The organism is Cellulomonas sp. PSBB021 (assembly GCF_002240455.1).
In the GTDB taxonomy this organism is placed as follows: domain Bacteria; phylum Actinomycetota; class Actinomycetes; order Actinomycetales; family Cellulomonadaceae; genus Cellulomonas; species Cellulomonas uda.
The window spans coordinates 558,930-574,671 of record NZ_CP021430.1 but is presented as its reverse complement, the minus strand read 5'-3'; the positions used below and the strand labels follow the sequence as shown (position 1 = coordinate 574,671).

Here is a 15,742-nt window from a genome sequence, read left to right as displayed (position 1 = left end):
TTTGCGTGCGCGGCCCGCTGGTCCTTAGGGTTTCGGCGGAACCCGGCCGGACGTTCGGCCAGGTCGCACCGCCCTCGACTGGGACGGTCCTCCACGGCGCGACGTGCGCCGGCACCCCTTGGCCCGCGCCCGACGGCGTGCGCGGCGTGTCGCCCACCGGAGGAGCCCCATGCCCACGCCCGCCCGTCCTCGTCGCCGGCTCGCGAGCGCCGTCCTCGTCGCACCGCTGCTGCTCGCCGGGTGCTCCATCGCCTCCGACGGCGACCGCCCGGGCTCGGCGGCCGGCACGACGACCGCCGACGCCTCTCCCGCGTCGTCGTACCCCGTCACCGTCGACAACTGCGGCACCGAGGTGACGCTCGACACCGCTCCGCAGCGCATCGTGACGATCAAGTCGTCGACCACCGAGCTCGTCGCGGCGCTCGGGGCGGCCGACCGCCTCGTCGGGACCGCGTTCTCGGACGGCCCGCCGCCCGAGGACCTCGCGCCCGCCCTCGCCGACGTGCCCGTCCTGTCCGACAAGGTGCCCGGGCAGGAGGCGCTGCTCGCCGCCGAGCCGGACCTCGTCGTCGGCGGGTGGGAGTCGAACTTCTCCGCGGACGGAGTCGGGGAGCGCGACACGCTCACCGGCCACGGCATCGCCACGTACGTCGCACCGTCGGCGTGCAAGGAGCCCGGCTACCAGCCCGACCCGCTCACGTTCGACGACGTGTTCGCCGAGATCCGCGAGGCGGGCGCCCTGCTCGGCGAGCCCGAGGCCGCCGAGCAGGTGGTCGCCGCGCAGCAGGCCACGCTCGACGGCGTCGACCCGCTCGACGGCGCGAGCGTCGTGTGGTGGTCGTCCGGCACCGACACCCCGTTCGTCGGCGCGGGCATCGGCGCGCCCGCGATGCTGCTCGACGCCGCGGGGCTGACCAACGTGTTCGCCGACGTGCACGACACGTGGACGTCGGTCGGCTGGGAGCAGGTCGTCGCGGCCGACCCCGACGTGCTGGTGCTCGTCGACTCGACGTGGAACACCGCCGCGGACAAGAAGGCCGCGCTCGCCGCGAACCCGGCCACCGCCGCGCTGCAGGCCGTGCAGCAGGAGCGCTACGTCGTCGTGCCGTTCGCCGCGAGCGAGGCGGGCGTGCGCAACGCCGACACCGTCGCGTCGATCGTCGAGCAGGCGCGCGCCCTGGGCCTGGGCTGACCGCGGCGTGCGGGGCACGACGAGGACCGGGACGCCCGGCGCCGACCTGCGCGGTGACGAGCGGCGACCCCCGCGTCGGCCGCCGCTCGCGGCGCTCGTCGTCGGCGGCCTCCTCCTGCTCGTCCTGAGCCTGCTCGTCACGGTCACGATCGGGCCCGCCGCGCTCGGCGTCGGGCAGGTCGCGCGTGTCGTCGGCCACCACCTCGGGTTCGTCGGGGACGTCCCCGCGCTGCACGACGCGATCGTGTGGGACCTGCGCGCACCGCGCGTGCTCACCGCGGCCGCCGTCGGCGCGGGGCTCGCGACCGGCGGCGCCGTGATGCAGTCGCTCACGCGCAACCCGCTGGCCGACCCGTACCTGCTCGGGCTCTCGTCGGGCGCGTCGCTCGGGGCGGTCGCCGTGCTCGTCGTCGGCGTGTCGCTCCTGCTGCCCGTCGCCGCGTTCGCCGGTGCGGTCGCCGCGCTCGTCGCGACCCTGACGCTCGCGCGCACCGCCGGGTCCGTCACCCCCACGCGCGCCGTGCTCGCGGGGCTCGCCGTGTCCCAGCTCGCGGCCGCGGGCACGTCGTTCGTCATCTTCTGGACCGCGACCGGGGACTCCTACCGCGAGATCCTGTCCTGGCTCCTCGGGTCGCTCGCGGGCGCCACGTGGCCGTCGGTCGCCATCGCCGGCAGCGCGCTGCTCGTGGTCGGGTCCGTGCTGATGGTCGTCGGCGGCCGCCTCGACGCGTTCGCGTTCGGCGACACCGCCGCCGCCGCGCTCGGCATCGACGTCGACCGCACGCGGTGGACGCTCATGACGCTCGTCGCGCTGCTCACCGGTGCGATGGTCGCCGTGAGCGGCGCCATCGGGTTCGTCGGGCTGATCCTGCCGCACGCCGTGTCCGTGCTCACCGGCCCCACGCACCGCCGCCTGCTGCCCGTCGCCGCGCTCACGGGCGCGACGTTCCTCGTCTGGGCCGACACGCTCGCCCGGACCGTCTTCGCGCCGCGCGAGCTGCCCGTGGGCATCGTCACCGCGATGGTCGGCGTGCCCGTGTTCGCCGTGCTGCTGCGGCGGGGACGGGGGACGGCGTGGAGCTGACGATCTCCGGGGTCGGTGTCCGGCTCGGCGGGCGGTGGGTGGTCGACGGGGTCGACGCGACTCCCCCGGCCGGTGCGCTCACCGGGCTGCTCGGGCCGAACGGTGCCGGCAAGACGACGCTGCTGCGGCTCGTGGCGGGCCTGCTGCCGCCCGATGCGGGAGCGGTCCTCGTCCCCGCTGCGCCCGGGTCGTCGGAGCGCACGTCGTCGGACCGCACGTCGGCCGACCGCTCGTCGTCGGACGGTGCTCCGGGGGCTCGCCGCACGCCCGTGCACACGCTGGACCGGCGCCTGCGCGCCCGGCGCGTCGCGCTGCTCGAGCAGGAGTCCAGCGCGACGGTGCCGCTCACCGTGCGCGAGGTCGTCGCGCTCGGCCGCATCCCCTACCGCTCGCTGTGGGGCACGGACCCCGACGACGGCGCGGTGCTGCGTGCGCTGCGGGCCGCGAGCGCCGCGCACCTGGTGGACCGCACGTGGTCCACGCTGTCCGGCGGCGAACGGCAGCGCGTGCACGTCGCGCGGGCGCTCGCGCAGGAGCCCGAGCTGCTGCTGCTCGACGAGCCGACCAACCACCTCGACGTGTCCGCGCAGCTCGCGCTGCTCGCGTTCGTCCGGGACCTGGGCGTCACGACCGTCGCCGCGCTGCACGACCTCAACCTCGCCGCGGCGTTCTGCGCGCACGTGCTCGTGCTCGCCGACGGACGCCTGGTCGCCGCGGGCCCGCCGGCCGACGTGCTCACGCCGCCGCTGCTGCGCGAGGTGTACGGCGTCGACGCGGACGTCCTGGTGCACCCGCGCACGGGCCGGCCCGTCATCGCACTCACCGGGCGCGCGTGACGCCCGGCGCCGGGCCGGGGACAATGGCCGCCATGGCGCTCTGGATGACCGGCGACGCGGCCGCGGACCAGCTACTCGACTCCGACCCCTTCGCGCTGCTGATCGGAATGCTCCTCGACCAGCAGTACCCGATGGAGGCGGCGTTCGCGGGTCCCGCGAAGATCCTCGACCGGCTCGGCACGCTGTCGCCCGAGGCTGTCGCGCACGCCGACCCCGACGAGTTCGCGGCCCTGTGTGCGACTCCCCCGGCGGTGCACCGCTACCCCGGCTCGATGGCCGGGCGCATCCAGGCCGTCGCGCGTGCGGTTGTCGACGAGTACGACGGCGACGTGACCCGCATCTGGACGGACGGCGACCCCGACGGCGCGACGGTGCTCAAGCGGCTGCGTGCGCTGCCCGGGTTCGGCGAGCAGAAGGCCCGGATCTTCCTCGCGCTGCTCGGCAAGCAGCGCGGCGTGCAGCCCGCCGGCTGGCGGGAGGCGGCCGGCGCCTACGGCGAGGACGGTTCGCGGCGGTCGATCGCCGACGTGACCGACGCGGTCTCGCTCGGCCAGGTGCGGGAGACGAAGAAGGCCGCGAAGGCGGCTGCGAAGGCTCGCTGACGCCACGCAGGCTCGGTCCTCCACGTCGTCCGGTCTGTGGACGACGATGTCCGGCTCGTCCCGATGCGCGTAGTATCGAACACGTGTTCGAGAGCGGTGGTGTCGAGGCGGGCCGGTCCGCCGACCGCGCCGTCGTGCCCTCGAACTTCCGTCCCGACGAAGACGGGGAGGCGCTCCTCGCGACGCTCGAGTCGGTGGTCGCGCTGCTCGCGGAGGCGAGCGTCCGGTCGCGCGGCGCAGCAGCCTGGGCCCCTGCGGTGCGGGCCCGGGTGCTGCGGGTGCTGGACCACGTGCCGGGTCTCGTCGCGACGCTGCGCTCCCCCGTGCTCGTCGCGCAGCGCGACTCCGCGGCGGCCGTCGGGGCGAGCGGGCCTTCCTCGACACGCGCGCCCGGCTCACCGGAACGTCGCGGTTCCACGCGGCGCGTGAGGTCGGCACCGCGCAGGCGCTCGCCGAGCTCGACCAGGTGCGTGAGGCCGTCGGCCGCAACGTCATGCCCGTGGGCCACGCGGACGTGCTCGCGCGCACGATGCACGACGCGAGCGAGACCGTCGCCGCCGTGCTCCGCGAGGGAGCGACGCAGTCGCAGGTCGTGGAGCTCGCTCGGGGCACGGAGGTCCGGGAGTTCGCGCGCTCGCTCGCGGCCCTGGTGGCCTCGCACGACCACGACCGCCTTCAGGACGCCCGCTCCGCCGCGCGACGCGCGCGGTTCCTGCACGTGACCCACCACCCGGACGGCACCTTCCTCAAGGGGCGGCTCGACCCGGTGAGCGGCGAGATCCTCGCACGCGCCCTCGACGCGACCGGCCACCGCGAGGACGACGAGCGCACCCACGAGCAGGCCCGCGCGGACGCCCTGGCCGCTCTCGCCCAGCACGCCCTGCGCTCCGACGTCCGCCCGGCGCCCGGCGGTGACGAGCCCGGCCCGGGGGCCCACGGCGACGGACCCGGCCCGGACGCTCGCGGCGGCGGGCACGGTCCCACCACCCGCGACGGGGAGACGGTCCGCGGGACGGCGAGCGCCCCGGTGGCCCAGGTCAGCCTCCTCGTCCCGGCGGCGACCTGGGACGAGGTCCGGCGGCGGCTCGCGCACCGCGCAGGACCCGGCGGCCGGGCAACAGGTCCCGACGCGGACGGCTCCGCCACCGGAACCGCACCGCCGCAGTCGGTCCTCCCGGACGTCCCGGTGCCGGCGGCCACGACCGAGGACGGCACCGTCCTGAGCCGCTCCGAGCTCGCCGCGGCGTTGTGCGACTGCGCGATGACGCGCGTCGTGATGGACGCGCGAGGGCTGCCGCTGGACGTCGGTCGGACCCGCCGGATGTTCACCCCGGCCCAACGCACCGCGGTGGTCACGCGCGACCGGATGTGCGCGTGGAACGGGTGTGCCGTCGTGCCGCGGTTCTGCGAGGTCCACCACATGCGCTGGTGGCACCGCGACGGCGGGCGCTCCGATCTCGAGAACGCCGTGCTGCTGTGCAGCCACCATCACCACCACGTGCACGAGCAGGACCCGACGGTCGACCGGCGGACCCACCCGCCCGGCGAGGGACCGGCGGGCGAGGTCGGCCCGTCCGCGGGCCTGGCCCCACCCGCCCGGTACGAGTTCCGTGAGCGTTCAGGCGAGCCGGTCAACGCACCCGCGTCACGCGACGACCGGGCGCGGACGTGACGCAGGGCCACCGGCCCGGTAGCGGACGTGACGCCGGGCCACCGGCCCGGCCGCGGGCGTCGGACGTCGGGGTCGGCTCGGGGACCCGCGGCGCCGTGGCGTCAGCTCGGGTCGGACTCGGGCCGGGCGTCGAGGGCGTCCTTCCAGCCCTGGGCGTAGGCCTCGGCGCTGCCCTGGCGGAACATGTCCTGTTCCCCCGTGCGCACGAGCACCCGGGCGCCGGGGCCGTCATCGTCGAACACGTGCGCGGCCAGGCCGCGGACGATCGCGAGCGGGCGGCCCGCCGCCTTGCCCTTGACGAGCTCGGCGGCGGCCGCGACCTCGTCGGCCACAGCCGTCACGGTCATGGTCAGCGGACGGCCGAACGAGTCGGACTCGCCCCGCAGGTCGTCCAGGACCCGCACGCCCGCGGCGCCGATCGTGATGTCGGTGACGCCGTCGCGCCACGGCCGCCCGGCGGTGTCGGTCATGAGCACCCCGACCCGCACGCCGAACGCCGCCGCGATCCCGGCGCGCAGCGTACGGGCGCTCGCGTCGGGGTCGAGGGGCAGCAGCAGGACCGTGCCCTCGGGGGTGTTGCTCGCGTCCACCCCGGCGGCGGCCATGACGAGCCCGAGCCGGTTCTCGACGATCCGCGTGACACCGGTCGCGTGCTCGCGCGTCGCGACCACCCGCACGGTCTCGGCCGTGATCGCCTGCTCGCGGTCGTCGGCCGCGACGACGCGCCCCTCGGCCTTGGAGACGACCTTCGAGGTCAGCACCAGCAGGTCCCCGTCCGCGAGCGCACGGTCGGGGTGGGCGGCGGCGTCGTCGCGCAGGAGGCCGACGAGCAGGCCGACGAGGTCGTCGCCCGGGACGATCTCCCGCAGGCCCGCGGGAGCCCACACCCGCAGCTCGTCCATGGTCACCGCGGGTTCACCGCACCAGCTTCGGCAGCACGTGCTCACCGAACACGTCGATCCACTCGCGCTGGTTGCGGCCCACGTTGTGCAGGTAGATGCGGTCGAAGCCGAGGTCGACGTACTTCTGGATCGCGGCGCGGTGCACGTCGGGGTCGGCGGAGATCACCATGCGGCCCTCGAAGTCCTCGGGACGCACGAGCCGCGCCATCTGCTCGAGCTCGAACGGCGAGCGGATGTCGGCCTTGGGGAACTTCATGCCCCCGTTGGGCCACTCGTGCATCGCGTTGGCGAGCGCCTCCTCGTCGGTCGGTGCCCACGACAGGTGCACCTGCAGGACCTTGGGCAGGTCCTCGGGGTTGCGGCCGGACTCGCGCACGCCGTCGTGGAAGCGCGAGAACAGGCCCTCGATCTTCTCGAGCGGTGCGCCGACCGTGATGAGGCCGTCGGCGTGGCGACCCGCGCGCTTGGCGGTGATCGGGCCCGCGGTCGCGACGAGGATCGGCGGGGCCTCCTCGGGCATCGTCCACAGCCGCGTGGACTCCATCTTGTAGAACTCGCCGGAGTGCTTGACGTCCTTGCCCGCGAGCGACGCGTTGAACAGCTTCTTGATGATGTCGATGGCCTCGAACATGCGGTTGATCCGCTCGGGCGCCTCGGGCCAGTACTGCGCGGTGATGTGCTCGTTGAGCGCCTCGCCGGAGCCCAGGCCCAGCCAGTGCCGCCCCGGGTACATCGCCGCGAGCGTCGCGCTCGCCTGCGCGACCATCGCGGGGTGCCAGCGGAACGTCGGCGCGGTCACGCCGGGCCCCATGTCGCCGCTGGTCCGCTCGCCGATCGCCGTGAGCACGTTCCACACGAACGCGGCCTGCCCCTGCGCGGGGACCCACGGCTGGAAGTGGTCCGCGGCCATGACGCCCGAGAAGCCGTGCTCCTCGGCGTACGCCGACAGCGCGACCGCCTCGGTGGGGTGGAACTGCTCGAGCATCGCCGCGTACCCGACCGTCAGGCCGGACGCCGTCACACCAGTCACGTGGTCGTCCTCGTCTCGCTCGTCGTGGCGCGCGCGTGGCGCGGCCGTACCCGATCGACCTTATGCCGTGCGGCCCGGTGGGCGACTGAGCGCGGCGGTCAGGTGCACGCGGTCAGGTGCGCGCGGTCAGGTGCGCGAGGTCAGGTGCGCGGCGGTCAGGTGCGCGCGGGTTCGCGCACCGGCGGCAGCTCCGGCTCCGGCGTCCCGTCGCGCAGCTCGCCGTCGGACGCGGCGCCGGAGCGGACCAGCGCGACCCCGGTGACGACGAGCGCGGCACCCAGGACCTGGATCGCCAGCGGCGCCTCGCCGAGCAGCAGCCACGCCAGGAGCACGGCGAACAGCACCTCCATGAGCGCGAGGAACGACGCGAGCCGCTCCCCGAGCAACCGCACCGAGACCGCGCTGACGCCGTACGCGAACGCCGTGGGCACGGCGCCGACGACGAGCAGCGGGACGAACCACTCGACCTGCGCCCCGAGCATCGTGACCTGCACCCGCGGTGCGGCCACGGGCAGGATCCCGACGAGCGCGACGAGCGTCACGGTGAGCGCGCCGACGAGCATCGCCGAGCCCGCCAGGCTCACGGGCGGCAGGGCGATGGGCCGTGCGGTGAGCGCGAAGTACGCGGCGTTGCCGATGGCCGCGACGAACGCGTAGACGAGCCCGAGCGCGTCGAGCTCGAGCGAGCCGGTCACGTCGAGCACGAGCACGAGCCCGGCCATCGCGAGCGCGGCACCGGCGAGGGTCGCGCGCGACGGGGTGCGGCGCGTGCGGAACCACGACCAGCCCAGCAGGAGCAGCGGCCCGGTGTACTCGACGAGCAGCGCGACGGCCACGGGAAGCCGGTCCACGGCAAGGAAGTAGAACGTCGAGGCGCCCGCGACGCCGAGCAGACCGAGCCCGACGACGGTGCGCCACTCGGCTCGCAGCACGTGCCGGCGCCCCCGCAGGGCCCACGCCGCGGGCCCGGCGAGGAGCAACGCCCCCAGCCACAGCCGGACCAGGATCGCCGCGCCGGGCGTCCAGCCGGCCGCGAGCAGCGGCTTGACGACCGGCCCGCTCGTGGCGAACGCGAGCGCGGCGACGAGCCCGGCGACGATCCCCACGCTGCGGGCGCGCGTGCCCTGCATCTGCTCTCCCCGACGTGCCGCCGCCCTGCGCTCCGTGTCAGGGGTCACAGGCTCCTATGCTCGTGACAGTAGGACCCGACCTGCTCAGGAGTCAATGTGGTTTTTGCTCGTGACACCGAGGCGAACCTCCGCGCTGCGGTCGAGCTGGTCAACAGCGACCGTCGGCGCGACGGCGCGGACGCCCTCGCGCGCGTCGACCAGCTCGACGCGTTCTACCGGCGGTGGGGCTACTCGGTGCGCCACGACGGCGACCTGGCCGAGCTCGCGCAGGTGCACGACGCGCGCACGCGCCTGGGGCGGCTGTGGGACGTCGACCGCGACGAGGCAGCCGGGCTCGTCAACACGATCCTGCGCGACGCCGCCGCGGTGCCCTTCCTGACCCGGCACGACGCGCTCGACTGGCACCTGCACGCGACCGTCCCGGACGCCCCGCTCGCGACCGTCATGCTCGTCGAGACCGCCATGGGCGTGGCCGACGTCGTGCGGTCCGACGAGTACGACCGCCTGCGCCGGTGCGCGGGCGAGGACTGCACCGCCGTGCTCGTGGACCTGTCGCGCAACCGCTCCCGCCGGTTCTGCGACGTGAACAACTGCGGCAACCGCGCGCACGTCGCCGCCTACCGAGCCCGCCACACCGCGGACTGACCGCCGCACGGACCGACCGTCGAGCGGCAGCGAGCAGCACCCAGCACCGAGCGCCGAGCAGCACCGACCGCGGGACGGCACCGACCGCGGAGCAGCACCGCGGGGTCAGCGCGGCAGCGGACCACCCACCGCGGGCAGGGCCGCCGGTGTCCCGGCCCAGCGCAGCGCCCCGCCCGCCGGGGGGTCGGTCAGGCAGCCGGCGAGGTCCACCGGCTCGTCGGGCACGCCGGCACGCACGGCCGCGGGCAGCAGCGCCGGGTCGGACACGTCCTGGGGCGCGGCCGCGACGACCTCGACCGACACCACGGTCGAGCCGTCCGACAGCCGCGCGGGCAGCCCGAGCTCGTCGACGACCTCGCCCGTGACGGTCGCCGTGGCGGGCACCCCCTCGCGCACCTCGCGCACGAGGTCGACGCGCACCGAGTCCTGCGGGCCGGTGCACTGCGCGTACACCGGGACCCATCCGGCCGCGACCGCCCGTCCGACCTCGGCGCCGACCGCGCGCCACGGCTCGTGCGGCGAGTCGCTGCGCGCCGACGCGCGCGGCCGCGCGTAGCGACCCCCGCCCGGGTCGTCGTCGCTCTCGACGCTCGCGTCCGCGGGCCACGGCTGCGCCCGCAGCGCGTCGAGCACGTCGTCCCGGCTGAGGTCACGCGCGCAGCCCCCGACCGTGGCGAGCACCAGCCCGACGACGACCCCCACGACCACGGGCCTCCCAGCGCCCCGAGCCGTGACCCGAGCCAGCACCTGAGGCGTCACCCGAGCCCTCACCGGGCAGCCTCGTCGGCGCCCTGGACGGTCGGCAGCAGGTCGGTCGGTCCCACGCTCGCTCCCCCTGTGCCACCCAGGCAGGCCAACGCGTCGAACGCGACCGGCTCGTCGGGCACCTCGACGCGCGCGCGGTTCGTGTGGTGCGGCGCGTAGCCCGCGACGAGCACGCGGCGCGGCAGCACGCGCGTCGCACCGTCCGCGACGCCCGACTGGTCCTGCTCCACGCGCACCTCGCCCACCGCCGCGGCCCCGTCGGCCAGCACGCGCACCAGCTCGACCGTCACGGGCCACCCGGAGTCCGCGCCCGAGCCGTCCCCGCAGCGTGCCGCGGCGACGACCCAGCCCTCACGCGCCGCGGCGGTGGTCTCCGCCGTCAGCACCTGCCCGACGGTCCCGGTCGCCGTGCGCGTCCCGCGGGCCGTGCCGGGCTCGAACTGGCGGTCCGTGCCGAACGCGTACCGCCCGACCGTCAGCGCGGTGGCCGCGAGCCAGGGGTCGGCGGCGAGGTCCTGGAAGCGCTCGACGTCGACGCGCGTCGTCTGGTCCTCGGGGACGGGCGGCGTGCACGCGGCGAGCGCGCACGCGGCGACTGCGACGGCCGACACCCCCGCGAGCGCGCCCCGCGCGGTGCGGCCGGTCACGGCGTGACGACGGCCCACGGCTTGGGCCACCCGCCTACCGAGAACTCGCCGTGGACGAACTGCTCCTGCGTGACGACCACACGCTCGCCGTGCCCGGGCTCGTAGAGCTCGATCGACCCGTCGGCGTGCGCGTACACGAGCACGACGTGCCGCGGGGCGGTCTCGTCGCCGACGTAGAGGATGGCCGGGTCGCCCCGGTCGGTGGACTCGACCAGCGAGCGGTAGGCGTCCTGCTTGTCGTCGGGCGAGGCCGGGTCGACCATGTCGACCCGGTAGCGCACGCCGTCCGGCGCCAGCGCGTCGAGCTCCTCGGCGGCGGCCCACGGCGAGGTCCCGAGCGCGGGGATCCACGGCATGGAGACGTTGCCGGGCCGCCACCCGCCGTCGGGGTCCTTGCGCGGGTCGTCGGTGCGGCGCTTCATCTCGGTCTCGAGCTCGGTGAACCGGTCGGCGGGTGTGCGGGCCGGGTCGTCGGCGTGGCCCGTGGTCGCGTCGTAGCCGGTGAGCACACGCAGCGCGAGGGCGGGGTCGCGCAGCATGCTGGCGTAGACGAGCGACGACGAGCCGCAGGTCGTGCCGGTCGTCTGCGTGAACGGGCCGTCGCGCCGCAGCGCGGACCGCGGGTCGAGGAGCGCGTCGGGGTCCGCCGCGCGGTTGATCCGTTCGGCGAACCGCCGCAGCGTGGCGAGAGGGTGTCCAGCCGCGAGCGCGGCAAGCAGCCAGGCGCGGTGCCGCTCGGACGCCGCACCGGTCATGAGCGCGTCGAACGCGGCACGGTCCTGCGGGGACAGCGCGTCGTACGCGGCCCGCGCGCGCTCGAGCACGCCGTCGACGAGCGGGGGCCGGCCCGAGCCGGTGCCGTGCTGGCCGAGGACGTCGAGCGCGCGCATGCCGGGCGCCGCTCCGTCGGGGAACGGCATCGCGGCCTCGACCGCGGCGAGCTCGCTCGCGCACGCCTGCGCCGCCGCGCCCGCGTCGCGCCACGACTCGAGCGCGGCGGTCAGCGCGTCACGCAGGTGCCGCACGACGTCGTCGAGCTGGTCCAGCTCGCCCGGGTGGCGCGGGATGTCGTCGCGTGCGCGGCGCAGCGAGGCCGCGACGTCACCGTGCCTGCGCTGCGCGCGGGCGAGCGCGTCCGCGTGCTCCTCGAGCGCGACGGCGGCTCGTCGGGCACCGGCGGCCGCATCGGTGAGCCGACGGTCCAGCTCGAGCGCCGTCGCGTCGAACGCGCGTGCGGCGGTGCCGGTCCAGACGGTGCGCCGGTGCGCCCGGTCGGTGTCCACCTTGTCGGTCGTCGCCGTCAGCCCGCGCGCGAGCGCCGACCAGGCCTGTGCGGCGCGCCGGCTCGCCGCGGGGTCTCCCGGCGGCGGTTGCGTGGCGACGGTGCGGACCCGGTCGACGAGCCGACCCGCGGCGCGGACGTTCTCGACGATGTCCAGCGGGTTCAGCGAGAACCCCGCCTCGTCGAGCGAGTCGAGGCCGCGCCACAGCGACTGGACGACCTCGTCGAAGTCGACGTCCACGACCCCGCTCACGGCTGGACCCCGCGGAACGTGGCGGCCGTCCGCTCGTCGCCGTCCGTCGTGGCGCGCACGCACGCGTCGAGCTCGGTCCCGACCTCGACCAGCGCGGCGGCGGCGACCCGCAGCCCCTCGGTCCAGCGGTGCACGGCGCGCTCGTGGGCGCGCGCGACCGGCACGACGGCCTCGGCGGTCGCGGCCGCGTGCGCGTCGCGCACCCGGCCGAGCTCCATGCCGGACGCGCGGAAGCGCACCGCCATCGCCCCGACGGCGGCCGGCTGCAGCTCGACGTCGTCGCTCACTCCCCCACCCTTCGTCGGACACCCCGTCGTGGATCGACCCGGGTCATCGTGGCAGACGAGCCGCCTGCCCGGAACCGGGGCGGTCGGTCCGTCGAACGCCCCCCGTCGAACGCCCTCGCGGGGCGGTGCCGGCGTGGCACGATCGGCCGACGGCTCACCCGCGCAGAAGGAGCGACGTGGACACCCTCGGATACCAGGCGCTCGTCCACGACAGGCTCGTCGCCTCGGGCTACACGGTGCGCAGCGCACCCCCGTCGGCGCTCGTCGGGTACCGCCGGGACTTCCGCGTGCGGTGGTTCGCGACCACCCTGCACCTGCTCGTCCACGTCGCCACGACGCCCCACGTGACGGCGGACGGGCTCGCCCGGTTCACCCGCGCGTCGCTCGACCACGCGAAGCTCGCGCACGGCGGGATGCGCGGCATGCAGTCGGGCGTCGGGGTCGTCTCGGTGGTGGTCGGCGACCGCGCGGACGACGACGCGCACGCCTACGCGCTGACGACCACCGTGCGGGACTTCGCGGCGTTCGCCTGGCCGGCCGTCGTCGACCTCGACGCTCAGGTGCGCTCGAGCCGGACCGCCGGGCCGATGGTCGGCGCGGTCTACAACTCCTGGATGCGCGCGCAGATCGACGCGCTCCTGCCGCAGCCCGACGCCCTCGTAGGCGCGGACCCACGCTGAGGCGTCCCGACGCACGAAACCCGTACGGGAAGACCCCCGACGTCTGGGAAGATGGGCGGTCATGAGCGACCTGACCTCCCGCACCGACGTCCCGACGACCGCCACCGGCCGCCGCGTACCGGACAAGGTCGGCCTCGAGGGGCTCGAGGAGTCGTGGTCGCAGCGCTGGGCCGAGCTCGGGACGTACTCGTTCGACCGCACGCGCTCGCGCGAGGAGATCTACTCGATCGACACCCCGCCGCCCACCGTCTCCGGCTCGCTGCACGTGGGGCACGTGTTCTCGTACACGCACACCGACGTCGTCGCGCGGTACCGCCGCATGCGCGGCGCGGAGGTGTTCTACCCGATGGGCTGGGACGACAACGGCCTGCCCACCGAGCGTCGCGTGCAGAACTACTACGGCGTGCGCTGCGACCCGTCGCTGCCGTACGACCCGGACTTCACGCCGCCGCACGAGGGCACGGACAAGACCGTGAAGGCCGCCGACCAGGTGCCGGTCAGCCGACGCAACTTCGTCGAGCTGTGCGAGCGGCTCACGGTCGAGGACGAGCGGCAGTTCGAGGCGCTGTGGCGCCGCCTCGGGCTCTCGGTCGACTGGTCGATGACCTACCAGACCATCTCGGCGGAGTCGCGCGCCGTCGCGCAGCAGGCGTTCCTGCGCAACCTCGCGCGCGGTGAGGCGTACCAGGCCGAGGCGCCGGGCCTGTGGGACGTGACGTTCCAGACCGCCGTCGCGCAGGCCGAGCTCGAGGCGCGCGACTACCCGGGCGCGTTCCACCGGGTCGCGTTCCACGGCGCCGACGGCCCGGTCCACATCGAGACGACGCGACCGGAGCTGCTGCCCGCGTGCGTCGCGCTCATCGCGCACCCCGACGACGAGCGCTACCAGCACCTGTTCGGCACGACGGTCACGACCCCGCTGTTCGGCGTCGAGGTCCCGGTGCTCGCGCACCCCGCCGCCGAGCCCGACAAGGGCGCGGGCATCGCGATGTGCTGCACGTTCGGCGACCTGACCGACGTGCAGTGGTGGCGCGAGCTGCAGCTCCCGACGCGCTCGGTGGTGCAGCGCGACGGCCGCCTGCTGCGCGAGACGCCGGAGTGGATCACGTCGCAGCAGGGCCGTGAGGTGTTCGCGCAGCTCGCGGGCAAGACGACGTTCTCGGCACGCGAGGCGGTCGTCGCCGGTCTGCGCGCCTCCGGTGACCTCGACGGCGAGCCGACGCCCACGCAGCGCAAGGCGAACTTCTACGAGAAGGGCGACAAGCCCCTCGAGATCGTCACGTCGCGCCAGTGGTACATCCGCAACGGCGGCCGCGACACGGACCTTCGCGCGGCGCTGCTCGCGCGCGGTGCCGAGCTCGACTTCCACCCCGAGTTCATGCAGGTCCGCTACGAGAACTGGGTCGGCGGCCTGAACGGCGACTGGCTCATCAGCCGCCAGCGGTTCTTCGGTGTGCCGCTGCCGGTCTGGTACGCGCTCGACGCCGACGGCGAGCCCGACTACGACAACCCGCTCGTCCCGTCCGAGGACCAGCTCCCCGTCGACCCGTCGTCGGACGTGCCCGCGGGCTACACCGCGGACCAGCGCGGTGTGCCGGGCGGCTTCGTCGGGGACCCCGACATCATGGACACGTGGGCCACGTCGTCGCTGACCCCGCAGATCGCCGGCGGCTGGCGCTCCGACCCGGACCTGTTCGCGCGCGTCTTCCCGATGGACCTGCGGCCGCAGGGCCAGGACATCATCCGCACGTGGCTGTTCTCGACGGTGGTGCGCTCGCACCTCGAGCACGGCTCGCTGCCGTGGACCGACGCCGCCATCAGCGGGTGGATCCTCGACCCGGACCGCAAGAAGATGTCGAAGTCCAAGGGCAACGTCGTCACGCCCATGGGCCTGCTCGAGGAGCACGGGTCGGACGCGGTCCGGTACTGGGCAGCCTCCGCGCGGCTCGGCACCGACGCGGCGTTCGAGGTCGGCCAGATGAAGATCGGCCGACGCCTGGCGATCAAGGTGCTCAACGCCTCCAAGTTCGCGCTGTCGTTCGGCGGCACCGACGAGGCTCCGTCGCTCGACCCGGCGCTCGTCACGGTCGCGCTCGACCGGGCGATGCTCGCCGGCCTGGCCGACGTGGTCGACCAGGCGACCGCCGCGCTCGAGTCGTACGACCACACGCGCGCGCTCGAGCTCACGGAGACGTTCTTCTGGACGTTCTGCGACGACTACCTCGAGCTCGTGAAGGACCGCGCGTACGGCGAGGGTGCGGGGGCGCAGAGCGCCCGCACCGCGCTGTGCCTCGCGCTCGACGTGCTGCTGCGCCTGCTCGCCCCGGTGCTGCCGTTCGCGACCGAGGAGGTCTGGTCGTGGTGGCGCGAGGGCTCGGTGCACCGCGCCGCGTGGCCGCAGTCCGCGCCGCTGCGCTCGGCGACGGGTGACGCGTCGTTCGCGACCGTGACCGCGGCCGGTGCCGCGCTCGCGGCGCTGCGCAAGGCCAAGTCCGAGGCGAAGGTGTCGATGCGCACGGAGATCCTCGCCGCGCGCCTCGAGGTCCCGGCCCCGCAGCTCGCCGACGTCGAGGTCGCGCTCGACGACGTGCGCGCCGCGGGCCGCGCCACCGGCACGCTGGAGCTCGTCGCGGGCGAGGTCGAGCAGGCCGTCGCGCACGACGCGCAGCTGGGCGAGCCGGTCAAGCGCGGCGCCTGACGCCCGACGGTGGGAGGCGAGCACCGACGTGCCCGTC

Annotated in this window: 15 protein-coding genes; 8 read left to right on the top strand and 7 right to left on the bottom strand. The window is 75.4% G+C overall.

Annotation, left to right across the window (positions count from 1 at the left end):
• Positions 1–169 precede the first annotated feature (169 nt).
• From CBP52_RS02610 to CBP52_RS02590, 5 genes are all read left to right on the top strand, one after another.
• Positions 170–1,192, top strand: coding sequence for a putative F420-0 ABC transporter substrate-binding protein (locus CBP52_RS02610; RefSeq protein ID WP_094179705.1), 1,023 nt, complete (start codon positions 170–172; stop codon positions 1,190–1,192).
• A 7-nt stretch (positions 1,193–1,199) separates the two neighbouring features.
• A complete protein-coding gene (locus CBP52_RS02605) occupies positions 1,200–2,276 on the top strand; it encodes a putative F420-0 ABC transporter permease subunit (RefSeq protein ID WP_369826274.1) in 1,077 nt (358 codons plus the stop codon).
• Positions 2,267–3,112: an ATP-binding cassette domain-containing protein gene (locus CBP52_RS02600; RefSeq protein ID WP_094179704.1), complete on the top strand. Its 846-nt coding sequence runs from the start codon at positions 2,267–2,269 to the stop codon at positions 3,110–3,112. The genes CBP52_RS02605 and CBP52_RS02600 overlap by 10 nt, the downstream gene beginning before the upstream one ends.
• 32 nt (positions 3,113–3,144) lie before the next feature.
• On the top strand, positions 3,145–3,714 hold the full coding sequence (locus tag CBP52_RS02595; RefSeq protein WP_094182080.1) for an HhH-GPD-type base excision DNA repair protein: 570 nt from the start codon (positions 3,145–3,147) through the stop codon (positions 3,712–3,714).
• Between the two features lie 244 nt (positions 3,715–3,958).
• Positions 3,959–5,386, top strand: coding sequence for a DUF222 domain-containing protein (locus CBP52_RS02590; RefSeq protein WP_232514739.1), 1,428 nt, complete (start codon positions 3,959–3,961; stop codon positions 5,384–5,386).
• A 101-nt stretch (positions 5,387–5,487) separates the two neighbouring features.
• Here CBP52_RS02590 and cofE read toward each other — a convergent pair whose 3' ends face one another.
• From cofE to CBP52_RS02575, 3 genes are all read right to left on the bottom strand, one after another.
• Positions 5,488–6,288 (bottom strand): coenzyme F420-0:L-glutamate ligase, encoded by an 801-nt coding sequence (cofE, locus tag CBP52_RS02585; protein WP_094179702.1) that lies wholly within the window; start codon positions 6,286–6,288, stop codon positions 5,488–5,490.
• 13 nt (positions 6,289–6,301) lie between these two features.
• Entirely contained in the window at positions 6,302–7,318 is a 1,017-nt protein-coding gene (locus CBP52_RS02580; protein WP_268532088.1) for a TIGR03557 family F420-dependent LLM class oxidoreductase, read from the bottom strand.
• Positions 7,319–7,473: 155 nt separating this feature from the next.
• Positions 7,474–8,496 (bottom strand): DMT family transporter, encoded by a 1,023-nt coding sequence (locus CBP52_RS02575; RefSeq protein ID WP_232514624.1) that lies wholly within the window; start codon positions 8,494–8,496, stop codon positions 7,474–7,476.
• A gap of 48 nt (positions 8,497–8,544) precedes the next feature.
• Here CBP52_RS02575 and CBP52_RS02570 point away from each other — a divergent pair, with 48 nt between their 5' ends.
• A complete protein-coding gene (locus CBP52_RS02570) occupies positions 8,545–9,093 on the top strand; it encodes a CGNR zinc finger domain-containing protein (protein WP_094179700.1) in 549 nt (182 codons plus the stop codon).
• Positions 9,094–9,198: 105 nt separating this feature from the next.
• Here the strand turns inward: CBP52_RS02570 and CBP52_RS02565 are convergent, their stop codons facing one another.
• From CBP52_RS02565 to CBP52_RS02550, 4 genes are read right to left on the bottom strand one after another with little or no spacing between them, the layout of a single operon-like run.
• Positions 9,199–9,801, bottom strand: coding sequence for a hypothetical protein (locus CBP52_RS02565; protein ID WP_157732482.1), 603 nt, complete (start codon positions 9,799–9,801; stop codon positions 9,199–9,201).
• 59 nt (positions 9,802–9,860) lie between these two features.
• Positions 9,861–10,505, bottom strand: coding sequence for a hypothetical protein (locus CBP52_RS02560; protein WP_094179698.1), 645 nt, complete (start codon positions 10,503–10,505; stop codon positions 9,861–9,863).
• Positions 10,502–12,040: a WXG100 family type VII secretion target gene (locus CBP52_RS02555; RefSeq protein ID WP_094179697.1), complete on the bottom strand. Its 1,539-nt coding sequence runs from the start codon at positions 12,038–12,040 to the stop codon at positions 10,502–10,504. Before CBP52_RS02555 ends, CBP52_RS02560 begins: the two co-directional genes overlap by 4 nt.
• On the bottom strand, positions 12,037–12,327 hold the full coding sequence (locus tag CBP52_RS02550; protein WP_094179696.1) for a hypothetical protein: 291 nt from the start codon (positions 12,325–12,327) through the stop codon (positions 12,037–12,039). The genes CBP52_RS02555 and CBP52_RS02550 overlap by 4 nt, the downstream gene beginning before the upstream one ends.
• A 176-nt stretch (positions 12,328–12,503) precedes the next feature.
• Here CBP52_RS02550 and CBP52_RS02545 point away from each other — a divergent pair, with 176 nt between their 5' ends.
• Both CBP52_RS02545 and valS read left to right on the top strand, forming a co-directional pair.
• On the top strand, positions 12,504–13,007 hold the full coding sequence (locus CBP52_RS02545; protein WP_094179695.1) for a hypothetical protein: 504 nt from the start codon (positions 12,504–12,506) through the stop codon (positions 13,005–13,007).
• A gap of 61 nt (positions 13,008–13,068) precedes the next feature.
• Positions 13,069–15,705 (top strand): valine--tRNA ligase, encoded by a 2,637-nt coding sequence (valS, locus tag CBP52_RS02540; RefSeq protein ID WP_094179694.1) that lies wholly within the window; start codon positions 13,069–13,071, stop codon positions 15,703–15,705.
• Positions 15,706–15,742 lie beyond the last annotated feature (37 nt).